At 60.7% G+C, this 15,692-nt stretch carries 14 protein-coding genes; 2 read left to right on the plus strand and 12 right to left on the minus strand.

The window, feature by feature from the left end; genetic code table 11:
• Nucleotide 1: 1 nt before the first annotated feature.
• Nucleotides 2-2,149 (minus strand): putative bifunctional diguanylate cyclase/phosphodiesterase, encoded by a 2,148-nt coding sequence (locus ACZ3HG_RS09025; RefSeq protein WP_465332710.1) that lies wholly within the window; start codon nt 2,147-2,149, stop codon nt 2-4.
• A gap of 188 nt (nt 2,150-2,337) precedes the next feature.
• On the minus strand, nt 2,338-2,805 hold the full coding sequence (locus ACZ3HG_RS09030) for an Lrp/AsnC family transcriptional regulator (RefSeq protein ID WP_191933804.1): 468 nt from the start codon (nt 2,803-2,805) through the stop codon (nt 2,338-2,340).
• Between the two features lie 141 nt (nt 2,806-2,946).
• Here ACZ3HG_RS09030 and ACZ3HG_RS09035 point away from each other — a divergent pair, with 141 nt between their 5' ends.
• Nucleotides 2,947-3,369, plus strand: coding sequence for a DUF2000 domain-containing protein (locus tag ACZ3HG_RS09035; RefSeq protein ID WP_465332711.1), 423 nt, complete (start codon nt 2,947-2,949; stop codon nt 3,367-3,369).
• Nucleotides 3,370-3,378: 9 nt separating this feature from the next.
• Nucleotides 3,379-3,831, plus strand: coding sequence for an acyltransferase (locus tag ACZ3HG_RS09040; RefSeq protein WP_191933806.1), 453 nt, complete (start codon nt 3,379-3,381; stop codon nt 3,829-3,831).
• Nucleotides 3,832-3,886: 55 nt separating this feature from the next.
• Here the strand turns inward: ACZ3HG_RS09040 and fecE are convergent, their stop codons facing one another.
• The 10 genes from fecE to lldP all read right to left on the minus strand — a co-directional run bounded on the left by fecE (nt 3,887) and on the right by lldP (nt 15,347).
• Nucleotides 3,887-4,657 (minus strand): Fe(3+) dicitrate ABC transporter ATP-binding protein FecE, encoded by a 771-nt coding sequence (gene fecE, locus ACZ3HG_RS09045; RefSeq protein WP_191933807.1) that lies wholly within the window; start codon nt 4,655-4,657, stop codon nt 3,887-3,889.
• Entirely contained in the window at nt 4,657-5,619 is a 963-nt protein-coding gene (fecD, locus tag ACZ3HG_RS09050; protein WP_465332712.1) for a Fe(3+) dicitrate ABC transporter permease subunit FecD, read from the minus strand. The genes fecE and fecD overlap by 1 nt, the downstream gene beginning before the upstream one ends.
• Nucleotides 5,616-6,608 carry an iron-dicitrate ABC transporter permease FecC gene (fecC, locus tag ACZ3HG_RS09055; protein WP_465332795.1) on the minus strand — a complete coding sequence of 331 codons (993 nt, stop codon included), beginning with the start codon at nt 6,606-6,608 and terminating at the stop codon, nt 5,616-5,618. Before fecC ends, fecD begins: the two co-directional genes overlap by 4 nt.
• Nucleotides 6,608-7,513, minus strand: a complete 906-nt coding sequence (locus tag ACZ3HG_RS09060) for a Fe(3+) dicitrate ABC transporter substrate-binding protein FecB (RefSeq protein ID WP_191933809.1) — start codon at nt 7,511-7,513, stop codon at nt 6,608-6,610. The genes fecC and ACZ3HG_RS09060 overlap by 1 nt, the downstream gene beginning before the upstream one ends.
• Before the next feature lie 65 nt (nt 7,514-7,578).
• A complete protein-coding gene (fecA, locus tag ACZ3HG_RS09065) occupies nt 7,579-9,939 on the minus strand; it encodes a TonB-dependent Fe(3+) dicitrate receptor FecA (RefSeq protein ID WP_191936290.1) in 2,361 nt (786 codons plus the stop codon).
• A 113-nt stretch (nt 9,940-10,052) separates the two neighbouring features.
• Entirely contained in the window at nt 10,053-11,024 is a 972-nt protein-coding gene (gene fecR, locus ACZ3HG_RS09070; protein ID WP_191933811.1) for a ferric citrate uptake sigma factor regulator FecR, read from the minus strand.
• A gap of 1 nt (nt 11,025) precedes the next feature.
• On the minus strand, nt 11,026-11,544 hold the full coding sequence (gene fecI, locus ACZ3HG_RS09075; protein ID WP_191933812.1) for a ferric citrate uptake sigma factor FecI: 519 nt from the start codon (nt 11,542-11,544) through the stop codon (nt 11,026-11,028).
• 241 nt (nt 11,545-11,785) lie between these two features.
• Entirely contained in the window at nt 11,786-12,931 is a 1,146-nt protein-coding gene (gene lldD, locus ACZ3HG_RS09080) for an FMN-dependent L-lactate dehydrogenase LldD (protein WP_465332713.1), read from the minus strand.
• Complete coding sequence (lldR, locus tag ACZ3HG_RS09085) at nt 12,928-13,698, minus strand: transcriptional regulator LldR (RefSeq protein ID WP_191933814.1); 771 nt, start codon at nt 13,696-13,698, stop codon at nt 12,928-12,930. The genes lldD and lldR overlap by 4 nt, the downstream gene beginning before the upstream one ends.
• Nucleotides 13,695-15,347, minus strand: a complete 1,653-nt coding sequence (gene lldP, locus ACZ3HG_RS09090) for an L-lactate permease (RefSeq protein ID WP_191933815.1) — start codon at nt 15,345-15,347, stop codon at nt 13,695-13,697. Before lldP ends, lldR begins: the two co-directional genes overlap by 4 nt.
• Between the last annotated feature and the right edge of the window lie 345 nt (nt 15,348-15,692).

Below are 15,692 nucleotides of genomic sequence, written 5' to 3' on the forward strand. Positions count from 1 at the left end.
TTCATGCGTTTGCGCATTCAGGCGACATCTTTTTCAGCAGGGCATGGAGCTGGTCAGCCGGCTGCGGTTTACTGAGCAGGAATCCCTGTAACCTGTCGCAGCCCGCTGAGGCCAGCATCAGCCGTTGCTCCTCGGTTTCCACCCCTTCGGCGGTCACGGTAATGCCCAGGCTGTGACCCAGATTGATCACTGACTCCACGATGGTGGCCGAATTTTCCCTGACGCCCAGTGACTGTGTGAATGCGCGGTCAATTTTAATGGTGTCGACCGGGAACTGCACCAGATAGCTCAGGCTGGAGTAGCCGGTGCCAAAATCATCCAGCGCAATGCAGAATCCGGCAGCACGCAGCGTTTTAATCGTTTTCAGCGCCAGCTGCGCATTTTCCATCAGCACACCTTCGGTGATCTCCAGCTCGATCTGCTGCGGGTTAATGGCATGCCGCGCGATGATCGCCATCATATAGTCAACAAAGCCCGGGGCGAGGAACTGCAGGGGAGACACATTCACCGCCACGATCAGTCGGGGGCAGGTGATGGCCAGCAGACAGGCCTGCTCCAGCACCCACTCTCCCAGAGGAATAATCAGCCCGGTCTCTTCGGCAACTGGCACAAATTCCGCCGGAGAGATCGCCCCGAGCTGGGGATGATGCCAGCGCAGTAGCGCTTCGACGGCAATCAGCCTGGTGCCGCTGACATCCATAATCGGTTGATACCACTGCATCAGACCGCCGCTGTTCTCCAGTGCCAGGCGTAGCTCCTGCGCCAGTCGTTGACGCTTTTGCAGGGCTTCATCCATGGCCGGAACAAACAGGCAGTAGCGGCCGCGCCCTTCCGCTTTGGCCGCATACAGGGAAATATCCGCTTTACGCATCAGCTCCAGCCGATCCCTGCTGTGGCGGGGCGATAGCGCCACGCCGATGCTGACACCTACCCACAGCGTGTGGCCGCGCAGCGTCATCGGTTCGGCCAGGCGGGCAATAATCTGCTGACACACCTCCGCCACCTGCTGTTCATTTTCAACCTCACTGATCATCACCACAAACTCATCCCCGCCAAGACGCCCGACGGCATGGTTGTCGGGCAGCAGCGAGGAGAGCCGCCGTCCGACCTCGACGATCAGATCGTCTCCCGTAGGGTGGCCGTAGGTATCGTTGATCATTTTGAAGCGGTCGAGATCGAGCAGCAGCAGCGCCAGCGAGTGGTTTTTGCCCGGCAGCGAGGACAGCCGTTCCCGGAGCTGCTCTTCAATCCAGGCGCGGTTAGGTAACCCGGTTAACACATCATGGCGCGCCAGATGGCGGGCGTGAGCTTCACTGGCGGCCAGGCGGCGCATTGAGCTGGAAAGCCTCAGTGAGGCGTGCCACAGGCGGCGGGTCATAATAATACACATCAGTGAAATACTCAGGATGGCCACTGCAATCAGCGGGCCGGTCACTATCAGCATCTGGCTGCCGGGGCGCATGGGAACCCACGACACGCTGCTGACCGGGATGCCGGCTGCCGATGTGAGAAGGAACCCTGCGCTGTTGTCCCGATCGGGGGCATTGGGGGTAAAACGGAAATGGCTGACGACGCCGCGATGCTCAAGGAAATCGATAAAGCTGTGATGCAGGTAGCGGATAAACACCAGCGTTTTGCCGGTATTATCGGGCAGGGGGCCGATCGCCACTTCCGCCACCCGGCCGCGCAGGCGGATGAAGTCCCGCGTCATCTCTGTCTTTCCTGGCTGTGGCAGAACATGGTCCAGCGACAGGGCGATGGCCGCAAAGCCGGAGGGGGAAACGGGTTTGCCTTGCTGCCAGCTGACCAGTGGACGGTGCTGGTTATCCAGCAGATAGATTTCGTTGTCACCGGCAAGATTAAAAAGCCAACTGCCAAACTCAGTGGGTTTTTGAATCTGATCGATTAGATCCGGCCTTTTCAATAGTCCTTTATGCTGTAGCGCATAATCATCCAGGTGCTGGGCAAGAATGTTTTGAATTACCTGCTGCTGTTTTTCTTCTGCTTTTGCATTGCTTTGTGCTGTCACCCACCATGCGGTAAGGCCGCAGCCAAAAAGGGAAAAAAGCACTACCGCTACCACCGGTACGACCACATTACGCCTGAATTCACGACGTAATTCAGCAACCGTGCTGTATTCGATTTTCATTGACCTTCCAGGATGTACTCGTCGCAACCTCAGGAAACTACTGGACCTGTAAAGCGCAAACATTACCGCATTGTCTATTATTGGCAAAGTTAAAGAGGTTATACATCTCTGTTTATCTGAATTCTCGGGGCATCCTGCCTGACGGGGGCGCGGGTGAACGAGGTGGGCCTCACCGCCTGCCGCTCTGTTTACGCTTTCACCGGGTAGCTGGTCAGCGACTTGATCTCTTTCAGTACAAACATACTCTGCATCTCTTTGATCCCCGGCAGACGGCGGACCACGGCCATGGCAAAGTCCGCGTAGGCATCAAGATCGCGGGCAACGACCTGAAGCAAAAAGTCGGCATCGCCGCCGATGCTGTAACAGGCCACCACCTTTTCCAGCGCAGTCACTTCCTGCTCAAACTTGCGGGCTTCAGCCTCACTGTGGCTGTCGATCGACACGCGTACAAAGACCATCACCCCCAGTCCAATTTTTTTGCGGTTGAGCACCGCGCGGTAGCCCTGAATGACTTCGTCTTCTTCCAGTTTGCGCACCCTGCGCCAGCAGGGCGAGGCCGACATACCGATCTCATCGGCCAGCGTCTGGTTAGTCATACGCGCATCGTCCTGCAGCAGCGCGAGAATTTTCATATCAACAGCGCTTAAGGTTGTCATGTCAGATTCTTTCCATTTAGTGAGTTATTGGGGTTTATTCTGCCTTTTTTTTACGGTTTAACAACGGATTCAGACAAAATTTTCCTGCCAGGCCGGGCGATAATAAGGACGTTATTCTCTGACTTACTTGAGGACTTTTTGATGAAATTTGACGCCAGTCAGCACCGATGTACGATTATTATCAACAGCCAGCTCAGCCCCGGACTGGCCATGAACGCCGCCAGTGTGATCGGTATCAGCTTTGGCCGTACGGTTGAAAACCTTGTCGGACCGGATCTGCACAGCCTTGATGCGGTCAGTTATCCCGGGGTGATTTATGCTCCCCTGCCGGTTTTACGGGCGGAGGGCAGCTACGTGCAGCAGCTGCTGGCGATAGCCGGGCAGGACGATGAGATGGTCGCCATGCCGTTCAGCGCCCTGGCACAGTCGTGCCGGACCTATGAGGAATATGGCGAACGGATTTCTGCCGTCCCCAGCCCGCAGATTGCGCTGGTGGCGATTGGCCTGCTCGGTCCGAAAAAGAAAATTACAGCACTGACGGGAAATCTGGCGCTGTATAAATAGAGGGTGATAATGAAAATTATTAACAGCGAAATTCGTGATGTGATATCGGGTCAGAATGTACGGGTGATGACGCCAGCCAACCTGTATCAGTGTGAGCTGCACGACGATGTATTTATCGGTCCGTTTGTTGAAATTCAGAAAGGATGCGTCATCGGTCGCGGCAGCCGCATTCAGTCACACACGTTTCTCTGTGAAAACGTCACGCTGGGGGAGCACTGCTTTATCGGGCATAACGTCACCTTTGCCAACGATCTGTTCCACAGCGGGAAGCCCGATGCCGATGCGCAGAACTGGATCACTATCACGCTGGGCGACGGTGTGACCGTGGGCAGTGGGGCCACCATCCTGACGGAAACGGTGTGCAGCGGGGCGGTGATCGGTGCCGGGAGCGTGGTGATCAGGCCGGTGACCATAAAAGGGATCTATGCCGGCAACCCGGCCCGGCTGATCAGGACGTTATGATCGTTTCGGGCCGGGCGAGAGAAAAAACCGGTCCCCGCGCCTGACCGGAACGCCGTCAGCGCACCACGCACATCGGGCGCCCTGAGGCCGGTTCGGGGTAAATCTGTGCATCAATACTGAACACCTTCCTTAGCAGCGCCGGTGTCATCACCTGTTCCGGCGTCCCGCTGGCCACAATCTGTCCGCCAGACATCAGCACCAGTTGGTCGCAGTAGCGGCTGGCCTGATTCAGATCGTGCAATACGGCAACCACGGTTTTCCCCTGCTGCTGCTGGCGGCGCAACAGGGCCATCAGCTCCACCTGGTGGTGTATATCGAGCCAGGTGGTCGGCTCATCCAGCAACAGCAGGGGCGTGTCCTGTGCCAGCATCATGGCGATAAAGACCCGCTGACGCTGGCCCCCTGACAGCTCGGTGACATTTTTCCCGGCAAGATCGGCTATCTGCGCGTCGTCCATCGCCGTGGCGATCAGCCTGCGGTCTGCCGACGAGGGGCGGCCAAACAGATTCTGCCACGGGCTGCGGCCGTAGCCGACCAGTTCCTGCACGGTCACCCCTTCCGGCGCAATGTGCTGCTGGGGTAACAGGGCCAGCGTCTGCCCGAGCTGGCGGGCGCTGAAGCTGTTCAGTGGCTGACCATTCAGACGGACTTCTCCTGAGCCTGGTCGCAACAGCCGCGAAAAGCAGCGTAACAGGGTGGATTTTCCGCATCCGTTCGGGCCGAGCAGAGCGGTAATCTTAGCCGCCGGCAGCGTCAGCGAAATATCCTGCAGGACAGGCGTGCTGCCATAGCCAGCGTGAAGCCGTTCAGCGGCAATCTGCGTCATCAGCGGGTCCTCATTAACAGCCAGAAAAAGTAGGGGGCACCAATAATGGCGGTCAGCACGCCGGCGGGCAGTTCAAGGGGCGGGTGCAGCGTGCGTGCCAGCAGGTCGGCCAGCAGAAGCAGCAGTGCGCCGACCAGCATTGAGGCCGGTAGCAGCCAGTGGTGTCGTCCGCCGATCAACCGCCGGGTAAGATGCGGGGCCACCAGACCGATAAAGCTTAAGGGGCCACACAGCGCAACGCTGACCGCCGCTAATGCGACGGCCAGCAGCAGGGCACGGTGTGGAGTGGCCGGCAGGGCAACCCCGAGAGTGTGGGCCTGCTCCTCACCCAGCGCCAGCAGATCGAGATCGCGGCACAGCAGCAGACTGAGAGGGAGCAGTAGCAACAGCCACGGCAGGGCCACCCAGACAAACGGCCAGCCACGTCCCCACAGGCTGCCGGTGAGCCACAGCAGCGCCTGGTTTATCTCCAGCGGACGTGACAGCATCAGATAGTCGGTGACGCTGGCATAGAGCGCGGTCAGCGCCACACCCAGCAGCGCCAGCCTTAACGGGGCGCTGTGGCCGGCCAGCCTTCGCAGCAGTACAAAGGCCAGCAGCCCCCCCGCAAACGCCAGCAGCGGCAGCCACAGCACCGGCAGGGCCGGGAACAGCATTAGTGCGCTCACGGAGCACAGCCCGGCGGCGTGGTTCACGCCCAGAATTTCCGGCGAGGCCAGCGGATTGCGGATCACGCCCTGCACCAGCACCCCGGAAACCGCCAGTGCAGCACCGACCAGCAGCGCCAGCAGGGTGCGGGGCAGGCGATACTCCATCAGGGCGAAGTGGCGACTGTCGGCAGGATCCAGCGCCTGGCGCAGGGCGTTGAAGCTTAAGGTTTCGCTGCCGTAGCGCAGGGACAGCACCAGGGCCAGCAGTACCAGCACCAGCAGCACGGTGAGCATCAGACGTGGCGATCTCATGTGCGTCTCCGCACCAGCCAGACGAAGAAGGGCGCCCCGATCAGCGCCAGTACCGCGCCGGCGGGCAGTTCGGCGGGATACGTCAGGCCGCGTGCCAGCAGATCAGCGGCCAGCATCAGCAGGGCGCCCAGCAGCATCGCCGCCGGCAGCATCACGCGCAGATCGTGGCCGACCCACGCCCGCGCCATATGCGGCACCAGCAGCCCGAGGAACGCCACCGGCCCGGCAACGCTGACGCAGCTGCCGACCAGCAGCACCACCACGATATTGACCAGCAGACGCAGGCGGCTGAGATTAACACCCAGCGTGCGGGCGCTGTCGTCGCTGACGCGCAGCAGATTAAGGCGTGCAGCCAGCAGCCAGGCCAACGGGGAGAGCAGGATCGTAAACGGAAACAGCTGCCAGAATTCACGCCAGCGCACGTGGGATACGCCGCCCGCCAGCCAGTGCAGGATGCCGTACGCGTGATCTTCGGCCAGCAGAAGCGTGGCTTTCGTCAGGGCGGCGCACAGGGCTGACACCGTCACCCCGGCCAGGATCAGGCGGCTGCGGTCACCCGCCTGCAGCCAGCCTCTGCCCAGCAGCATCACCAGCCCCCAGCTCACTCCACCGCCGCAGGCCGCCAGCAGCGCGATACTGTACCCGGCGACCCAGGAAGGGTTGTACGCGCTGGCCAGAACCATGGCCAGTGAGGCGCCAGCATTAATACCCAGCAGGGAAGGGGACGCCAGCGGGTTACGCGTCAGGGTCTGCAACAGGCTGCCCGCCAGCGCCAGGCTGGCCCCGAGCAGCATCGCGACCAGGCTGCGCGGCAGACGGAGGTTAAGCACCAGCGCCTGCGGCAGCGAAGGGGGGCGTCCGGGAAACAGGGCGCTCAGCGCCTGCCACGGGCTGACGGGCACAGGTGACCAGCAGAACAGCGACAGCCAGAACGTCAGGAGCAGTGCCAGCAGCGGCAGGCCCCACGCCAGCAGCGGGGTCTGGCGCATCATTGCGCAACGGGAACCGGACGGTGATGGAGAAGGGCGACCAGGTCGCTGGCGATATGTTCCGCCGCAAACAGCCCGCGCATTCGCGCCCAGACGTTACTGTCAACGGCCACCACCTGATGACGCTGCGCGGCTTTCAGCATCGGCCATAGCGCATCCTGCTGCCAGTCGCGCACGATGCTCTGCTGGCGGTAGTGGGCGACAATCAGCCAGTCCGGGTCGGTGGCCAGCAGCTGTTCCAGGTTAATGCTGGCCATCGCCGCCTGCCCCACCGGCTGCGGCACCTTCATCCCCAGCGCTGCCAGCACGCTGCCGGTCCAGGACTGGCTGCTGTAGAGGTTGAACTGCTGTTCTCGCGAGGTGCCGAACACCACCGTCTGGTTTTTGGGCAGTTCGGCGGCAAAGGCCTGCATGCGCTGGTGATGCTGAGTCAGGCGCTGCTGCATTTCACCGTCTTTCCCGACAACCTTGCCAATAATTGCCGCAGATTGCAGATTTTCGGCCCAGGTCTCATTGCGTGACTTCAGCATCAGCGTCGGCGCGATGCTTTTCAGCTGCCCGAGAATACCGCCGTGGCGGGCTGCGTCGGCAATAATCAGGTCCGGCTTCAGCGCCGCAATCACTTCCAGGCTGGGCTGGGCACGGGTACCCACCGACTTCCACGGCTGGATGCGCGCCCGCACCTCCGGCAAAATGCGCGTCGGATCATTGTCATCCGCCACGCCCACCGGACTGACGCCGACGGCGGCCAGCGCATCCACAAAGGACAGCTCCAGCACCACGACGCGCTGCGGCGTTTTATCCAGCGTAAAGGGACCGTTGCTGTCCTGTACGGTCACTGCCCGGGCGACAGGCACGATGGCCAGCAGGGTGCTGAACAGAATAAGGATGAGTCGCGTTAGCATGTTTCCTCCGGATCACAGAAACGAAAAGCGAGCTGCCGTAACGCAGCCCGCTGGGGGACGAACGATCAGAACTTCACCGAGCCCTGCATATAAATCGTGCGCGGCTGACCGGCGTACAGGCCCTTGTTATTGTCTTCGGCGGCACGGGTAAAGTAATGATGGTCGAAGATATTTTTCACCCCGACGCCCAGATTGAGGTTGGCGAACTGCGGGCCAAAATCATAGCTGGCGCGCGCGCCCCACAGCATAAAGCCGGGTATGCGGCCAAGGCTGCCATCCGCACTCTCATCCTGCGTGTTGGCGTTGTCCGCGTACTGACCAGACTGATATTCGCTGTTGACGTTAAAGGTCCAGCTTCCACTGAGGTAATCCATCCCCAGCGTCCCCTTATGCTTCGGTGAAAACGGCACCTGATTGCCATAGTTATCTCCGGCCTGACGGATCACCGCATTCACGTAAGCATAGCTGGCGGAAACGGAGAGGTTTTCCAGCGCCGGCGAGACATCGCCCAGGTCATAACGCAGCCGGCTTTCCAGCCCGCTGTGGCGGGTTTTTCCGCGTGAGGTCACGCTGTCGTCAGTCTGGTTAGACTCATACTGGTTGCTAAAGTTAATCAGGAACAGGCCCACTTCCGCCTGCAGGGCCTGGTTATCAAAGCGGGTACCGACTTCCCAGGTCCGCGCCTTTTCCGGCTCAATGCTGCCGCTGCTGACCGCCTTGCCAATCTGGCTGTACTGCACGGTGCCGAAGGAGCCTTCAGTATTGGCATACAGGTTCCACGACTCGTTGAGGTGATACAGCACATTCAGCGCCGGGAGCGGGGCGTTATAGCCAATCTCCTGTCTGCCGTCTTTGACGTAGTCGTTCTGATACGACTGGATATGCTCATAGCGCATGCCCGGCGTCAGGGTCCAGTTACCCACGTCGATGCGGTCATCAATATACCAGGCGTGCGCCTCGGTGCCGGACTGCGTATCCCGGTCGTACGGGCTGTTGCCGGTGGGCAGTCTGCCGCTGCTGGCCGGGCTGGTGTAGCGCACTTCGTGGGTGGATTCACTGACGTAGCGGTAGCCGACGCCCACTTCATGGGCGGTTTCTCCCAGGGTGAAGCTCTGACTGTAGCGCGGCTCCACGCCGCGCACCCAGTATTCACGCGGTGACAGCGTCAGGTTTTTTCCCTGATCGAGATAGCCGCTGCGCAGGGTGTTGGTGTAGAAGGTCAGAACCGAAAACTTGTGCTGCGTGTCCGGCTGATACTGATAGCCGAGGCTGGCCAGCTGGCGGCGGCCCCAGAACTCGTCGTACGGGCGGGTGGACTGGAAACGGTCAGCGTTGTAGTCGGCGCGCGACAGGCCGCCCGGCATCTGCGCCCGGCCTTCATAGTATTGCAGCAGGCTGGTGAAGGTATGTACCTCGTTTGGCGCATAGCGGGTCTTCAGCATCACGTCGTCGATTTTGGTCGAGCTGTGTTCGCGCCAGTCGCTGCCCCGGGTGCCGGAGTAGAGCAGCGCCGCGCCGAGGCCGTTATCGGCGGTGCCGCCGATCATCAGGTTGCCGCTGCCTTTGGGATCGTGCTGGCTGGAGGTCGGGCTCTGTAACCCTTCCATTCCGGCTTCAATGCCAAATTCCTTCGGGATGGCGCGGGTGACAAAGTTCACCACGCCGCCCACGCTCTGCGGTCCGTAGCGCACGGCACCGCCCCCACGCACCACGTCGACGGCATCCATATTCCCGAGCGATACCGGGGCCAGCGACAGCTGCGGCTGGCCGTACGGGGCGAACGGCACCGGAATACCGTCCATCAGAATAGTTGAGCGGCTGGCCAGACGCGGATTGAGGCCGCGAATGCCAAAGTTCATCGCCATATCATGGCTGCCCGTGCCGTTATTTTCCGGGGCGTTGACGCCGGGAATACGGTTCAGTGCTTCGCGCAGGGTGGTGGCACCGGTTTTGGTAAAGTCCTCACGGCGGAGCACATCACGCGCCCCGGCATGTTCGAAGACGTCATTCTCACGGGCTTCGGCCAGCCAGTCACCGACCACGGTCAGCGTTTCGGCGGGGGCTGCTGCTGGCACCGGCGTCACCGTCCACGCGTTATTACCCAGTGATTTCCCCTGCAGACCGCTGCCGTTGAGCAGGGTTTGCAGACCCTCTTCTGGCGTATAGCGGCCGTTCAGCCCCGGGCTTTGTTTACCCTGCGTCAGTGACGCGTCGAGTGACAGGGTGATGCCGGAACGGGCTGCAAACTGGTTCAGCGCGCTGTCGAGATCGGTGGCGGCAATCTGATAGGCCTGGGGCGTGGCCGCTGCTGCGGCGGCAAAAGGTGCCGCCAGCAGGACGGCAGGGATCAGCGCGCAGTGAAGCGCGATAGCCAGAGGTGTTGCCTGGTAAAAAGCGTACTGAATGCGGGGGCTGGGTTCAGACATGACCGTCTCCGAAAAAAATCATTTTTATGTGGTGTACTACAGGAGTCGGATAAGCAGCGCAAAAGGGACAATCGAAATGAAAATATTTCTTATTTTTATTCAGCGTCAGGGATTCAGGCGGCGCTGACCCTGACCCAGTAACGGCTGCGGGTATGAACGGCGATCGGTAACGTCTGCGCCAGCACCCGCAGTAGCTGGTCGGTATCGCGCAGCGGAAAGGTGCCGCTGACGCGCAGATCGGCGGCGCTGGGGTCGCAGCTCAGTATCCCGTGGCGATAGCGGGCCACCTCGGCAAGCACCTCCGACAGGCGGCGATTGCTGACGGTTAACAGGCCCTGCGTCCAGCTGATATCGCCAGGCGTTAATGCGCGGACGGGGTCAAAGGCCCGGTCGGTAAAGCGCAGCGTCTGGCCTGCCTGCACGCGGATTTTCTGCTGAGGGGCGGCGTTAAGCGTGACTTCGACCGCATGCTTTTCTACGGTCAGCTGCGTCTGATGCTCCCACTGACGTACGCTGAATGCCGTGCCCAGCGCACGCAGGCTGCCCTGGCGGGTGGTGACCCGAAACGGACGCTGCTGCGCGTCCCTCGCCGTGTTAATGGCGATCTCCCCCTGCGCCAGATGCAGCACACGCTGCTGCGGGCTGAAAGCCACGCTCACGGCGCTGGCGGTATTGAGCTGCAGCTGTGAGCCATCGTCCAGCCGGACCTGACGCTGTTCGCCGGTACCGGTGTGGTAGTCGGCCCGCAGGCCGACGCCGGTCGGGGACTGCCACAGCTGCCAGCTGGTGCCGCCGACACCCAGCAGCACCAACAGCGATTTCAGCACCCGGCGGCGGGTCAGTTGCGCGCTCTGCTGCGCCTGATGCAGCGTCTGATAGCTGAGATGGCCCGGGATGTTTTTCAGCTCTCCCTGCAGGGATTCCACGCGCTGCCAGGCCCAGCGGTGGTCTTCATGCTGCTGATACCATGCCTGCCATTTTGCGCTCTGCTGCGGGGTGATCTCCCCGGCGCACAGGGTGGCGAACCAGTGCGCCGCCATTTTCAGCGCCAGCTTCTGCCGGTCACTGACCGTTTCATGCCTCATGTCAGCCCAGCCCCAGCCGGAACAGCAGGCAGTGTTCAGTGGCTCTGGCCATGTATTTTTTCACCGAACTGACGGAGACGTTCAGCTGGCCGGCAATCTGCGCATAGGTCAGCCCTTCCAGCTGCGACAGCAGAAACGCCTGGCGCACTTTTACGCCGAGTCCGTCGAGCATCGCATCAATTTCCTGCAGCGTTTCCAGTAGCTCATGCTGAAGCTCGGGGGAGGGCACCTGCGCTTCCGGCAGCTGTTCCAGCATCTCCCGCCAGGCGCGTTCCAGCGCATTGCGGCGGAAAAAGTCGACCATCACGCACCGGGCGACGGTGCAGAGGAAGGATTTCGGTTCGCGGATATCCTGGGCGCTGCCCCCGAGCAGCACCCGAACAAAGGTATCCTGAGCCAGATCGTCTGCATCGCAGCTGGAGCCCAGCTTGTGCTGCAGCCAGTGGCGCAGCCAGCGGTGATGCGTCTGATACAGGGTGTTAAAAGCGTCGGCAGCCAGCGGCGCCGTCAGCGTTGACATAAGAAGTTACATCGCCCGGCAAAAAAATGACGGTGAGAGGATAATTGATAATGGTTATCATTACAATGGTGGCAATTTGTGCGGTGACCGGCGGCAGGGTCGGGTCGCGTGGTCACTGCCCGTGCAGATGAACAACGGGGTTGAACAGCGGCTGCTGCCAGCCGGATCTGCCCTCACTACCCCGCTGCGGTGTCAGTCCGAACGTGCCGACGACGGTACCTGTCGCCAGGCGATTTTTGGATTAAGCCAGCCCGTTATCCACCAGTGCTGAACGCGATATATCCGCGACGGACTTCATTCCGGTCAGCGTCATCGCCACCCGCATCTCTTTTTCAATCAGCGTCAGCAGGTTTTCGACGCCAGCCTGACCGGCCGTTGCCAGCGCATAAAGGTAAGCACGGCCTAACAGCACGGTGTCTGCGCCCAGTGCAATCATGCGCACCACATCCAGACCGTTGCGGATGCCGCTGTCAGCCAGGATGGCAATATCGCCTTTTACCGCATCGGCAATGGCGGGCAGCGCGCGTGCCGTTGACAGCACCCCATCCAGCTGGCGACCACCGTGGTTGGACACCACAATACCGTCGGCCCCGAAGCGCACGGCATCGCGCGCATCGTCAGGATCGAGGATGCCTTTAATGATCATCGGGCCGTCCCAGAACTCGCGGATCCACTCCAGATCGCTCCAGCTTATAGAGGGATCGAAGTTATTCGCCAGCCAGCCAATATAATCTTCCAGCCCGGTGGGCTTGCCGAGGTAGGCGGAGATATTGCCCAGGTCATGCGGCCTGCCATGCAGCCCGACGTCCCACGCCCACTGCGGGTGGGTCACGGCCTGGCCGTAGCGGCGCAGGGCGGCATTCGCCCCGCTCATCCCCGAATGCGCATCACGGTAGCGCGCGCCGGGGGTGGGCATATCCACGGTAAACACCAGCGTGGAGCAGCCTGCGGCTTTCGCGCGTTCCAGCGCGTTACGCATAAACCCACGATCTTTCAGCACATAGAGCTGGAACCACATCGGGCGGGTGATGGCCGGTGCCACCTCTTCAATCGGGCAGACCGATACGGTGGACAGGGTAAAAGGAATGCCTCTGACCTCTGCCGCTCTCGCCGCCTGCACTTCACCACGTCGGGCGTACATGCCGCACAGCCCGACCGGGGCCAGCGCCACCGGCATCGACAGCGTTTCGTTAAACAGCGTGGTGTGCAGGCTCAGGTCGGACATATTGTTCAGCACGCGCTGCTTTAGCGCGATGCTGGCCAGGTCCTCAACGTTACGCCGCAGCGTATGTTCGGCATAGGCCCCGCCATCAATGTAGTGAAACAGAAACGGTGGCAGGATGCGTTTGGCTGCGGCGCGGTAGTCGGTTCCGGCTGAAATAATCATCGATTTTCGTCCCTTGTGATATCGGTATCATCATCCGGCAGGCGGGTGCTGCGCCGCTGCCGGGCTTCATTTTCATGCAGGTTTTTCAGGGTGGTCTGAACAAAACCAAGGTGGTGTCTGGCCGCCTGACTCGCCCGCTCCGGGTCCCCGGCGAGGATCGCCAGCAGCAGCGCCTCATGCTGCTCTGTCAGCCGCGCAAAAATGGTCGGGGCGGTGTACATGCGTTCACGGCTGTGGGCCACGGAGGATTGCAGCAGATCGAAGAAGCCGCGCATGGTCTGTAACAGCACCACGTTGTGCGAGGCTTCGGCAATCGCCAGGTGAAAGCGCACATCGGCCTGGGTGGCCATCTCCGGCGACAGGCTCTCCTGCTGCTGGATGGCGTCAAAGCAGCTTTGCAGCTTCTCTTTGTCGGCGTCGGTGGCGCGCAGTGCGGCATACCATGCGGTGCTGGCTTCAATGGCGTGACGAGCTTCCAGAATATCATTGCGATAGTCCGGATCGTCGGCCACCAGCGCCTTCAGCGGCTGGACGATGCGCTGCTCTGACCACGGTGGCGGCGCATCGCACAGGTAGTAGCCGCCGCCGTGACGGCTGAACAGGATGCCTTCCCCCACCAGCTTCTGCAGCGCTTCGCGCAGCGACGAGCGCGACACGGCCAGTTCTTCAGCCAGCTTACGTTCAGCGGGCAACCGGGCACCTGCCGTCAGCTGGCGGGCGGCAATCAGCGCACGGATACGTTCGACAAGCTGGACGGAGGCGATCATGGGATCATCCAGGTGAGGACGTAGGCCTGCAGCGTGGTGATCACTCCGACCATGCAGGTGAAAATCAGGCTGTGCTTCACGGTAAAGCGGAACAGGTCCGACTCTTTCCCGACCAGTCCGACTGCCGCACAGGCAATGGCAATCGACTGTGGGGAGATCATCTTGCCGGTCACGCCGCCGGTGGTATTCGCCGCTACCAGCAGCAGATCGGACACGCCAATCTGCTGCGCGGTGGTGGCCTGCAGCGCGGCAAACAGCGCGTTAGAGGAGGTATCCGATCCGGTCAGGAATACCCCGAGCCAGCCGAGGAACGGCGAGAAGAAGGTGAAAGCAGGGCCGGTATGGGCCAGCGCCAGTGCCAGCGTGGCCGACAGCCCGGAGTAGTTAGAAATAAAGGCGAAGGCCAGCACCATACCGATAGAGTAGATGGGCAATGCCAGTTCTTTCAGCGTGCTGCGAAAGGTCGACAGGGCATCGGCAGGCTTCATCTTCAGATAGACGATGGAGATCAGCGCCGCCACGATGATCGCGGTGCCGGTGGCCGACAGCCAGTCAAATTTAAACACCGCCGCGTAAGGCGTGATGGCGCTGACCACCGGCGGCATCTTCGCCACCAGCTTGTCGAGAAACGGGATCGGGATATTCACCACCAGGTTGTACAGCGCGCCGCCAGGGGCAAACAGCGCTTTGAATGGCGGGATGCTCCACAGCGTAACGGTGGCGGTCAGGAACAGGAACGGCATCCAGGCACGGATAATCTGGCCGGTGCGGTATTTCTCCACCACCAGCGGCTGTTCAGGGGCATTATCCGCCGGTTTAAAGCGGAAGATACGCACCGGTTTCCAGACGCGCAGGAACAGCGTCAGGCACACCAGTGACACCAGGGACGAGATAATATCCGGCAGTTCGGGGCCGAGGAAGTTGGAACTGAGATACTGAGCGAGGGCAAAGGATCCGCCAGCGACCATTACCGCAGGCCAGGTCTCTTTGATCCCACGCCAGCCGTCCATGATCGCCATGATCCAGAACAGTACGATAATGGTCAGAAAGGGCAGCTGACGGCCAACCATCTGGCCAATTTCAAAGCTGTCCAGCCCCGTGACCTGCCCGGCCACAATAATCGGGATCCCCATAGCGCCAAACGCCACCGGGGCGGTATTGACGATCAGGCACAGACCCGCCGCATACAGCGGATTAAAGCCCAGACCCACCAGCAGCGCTGCGGTGATGGCCACCGGCGCACCGAACCCGGCCGCGCCTTCAAGGAACGCACCGAACGAGAAGCCGACAATCAGCATCTGCAAGCGCTGATCGGGGGTGATCGACAAAATTGAGGCACGAATAATATCGAACTGCCCGGTTTTCACCGAAATTTTATAAACGAAGACAGCGGCAATAATAATCCAGGCGATAGGCCACAGCCCGTAGAAGAAGCCATACACCACCGAAGCCAGTGCGCGATCGACCGGCATGCGGTAAAGAAACAGCGCCACCATCAGCGCCAGCACCACGGTGATGGTCGCGGCAAGGTAGCCCTTCAGCTTGAGCTTAATCAGCGCGAAGAAGAAGAACAGAATCGGAATGGCGGCAATCAGGCTGGATAGCCAGATATTGTCCAGCGGGTCATAGACTTGTTGCCAGGGCTGCATACAGGCTTCTCCAGAGTTTTTCCACCCCCTGCTGATTACGGTCCTACCAATTCAGCAATCTGGGGTTAACAGCTGCTGATAGTTAATATTTTGTTAGTTAAATACAATGATTGTTGTTTGAATTTTGCTTTTTTGTGGCGCTGATTCATCTTTTTTCGGAATTGGTAGGACCACAGGAAAGGGGAGGGAGGAAACACCTGCGATTAGCGTCAGGGAATGGCCTCGGAGATATTCTCAGTCATTCAATGGCTGGATGAACAGCAAAGGGGCTGGGGCCGGTATGAGCACGCCGGACCGGCAAAAGACGCATCCCTGCGGGCCTCGGCACGCACCCTCCCTGGTGCG

The organism is Erwinia sp. PME.40.26/001 (genome assembly GCF_055556675.1).

Excerpts from the sequence above, each read along its gene's own strand:
- ACZ3HG_RS09025 (WP_465332710.1), bottom strand. The coding sequence starts at position 2,149 with ATGAAAATCGAATACAGCACGGTTGCTGAATTACGTCGTGAATTCAGG.
- ACZ3HG_RS09030 (WP_191933804.1), bottom strand. The coding sequence starts at position 2,805 with ATGACAACCTTAAGCGCTGTTGATATGAAAATTCTCGCGCTGCTGCAG.
- ACZ3HG_RS09035 (WP_465332711.1), top strand. The coding sequence starts at position 2,947 with ATGAAATTTGACGCCAGTCAGCACCGATGTACGATTATTATCAACAGC.
- ACZ3HG_RS09040 (WP_191933806.1), top strand. The coding sequence starts at position 3,379 with ATGAAAATTATTAACAGCGAAATTCGTGATGTGATATCGGGTCAGAAT.
- fecE (WP_191933807.1), bottom strand. The coding sequence starts at position 4,657 with ATGACGCAGATTGCCGCTGAACGGCTTCACGCTGGCTATGGCAGCACG.
- fecD (WP_465332712.1), bottom strand. The coding sequence starts at position 5,619 with ATGAGATCGCCACGTCTGATGCTCACCGTGCTGCTGGTGCTGGTACTG.
- fecC (WP_465332795.1), bottom strand. The coding sequence starts at position 6,608 with ATGCGCCAGACCCCGCTGCTGGCGTGGGGCCTGCCGCTGCTGGCACTG.
- ACZ3HG_RS09060 (WP_191933809.1), bottom strand. The coding sequence starts at position 7,513 with ATGCTAACGCGACTCATCCTTATTCTGTTCAGCACCCTGCTGGCCATC.
- fecA (WP_191936290.1), bottom strand. The coding sequence starts at position 9,939 with ATGTCTGAACCCAGCCCCCGCATTCAGTACGCTTTTTACCAGGCAACA.
- fecR (WP_191933811.1), bottom strand. The coding sequence starts at position 11,024 with ATGAGGCATGAAACGGTCAGTGACCGGCAGAAGCTGGCGCTGAAAATG.
- fecI (WP_191933812.1), bottom strand. The coding sequence starts at position 11,544 with ATGTCAACGCTGACGGCGCCGCTGGCTGCCGACGCTTTTAACACCCTG.
- lldD (WP_465332713.1), bottom strand. The coding sequence starts at position 12,931 with ATGATTATTTCAGCCGGAACCGACTACCGCGCCGCAGCCAAACGCATC.
- lldR (WP_191933814.1), bottom strand. The coding sequence starts at position 13,698 with ATGATCGCCTCCGTCCAGCTTGTCGAACGTATCCGTGCGCTGATTGCC.
- lldP (WP_191933815.1), bottom strand. The coding sequence starts at position 15,347 with ATGCAGCCCTGGCAACAAGTCTATGACCCGCTGGACAATATCTGGCTA.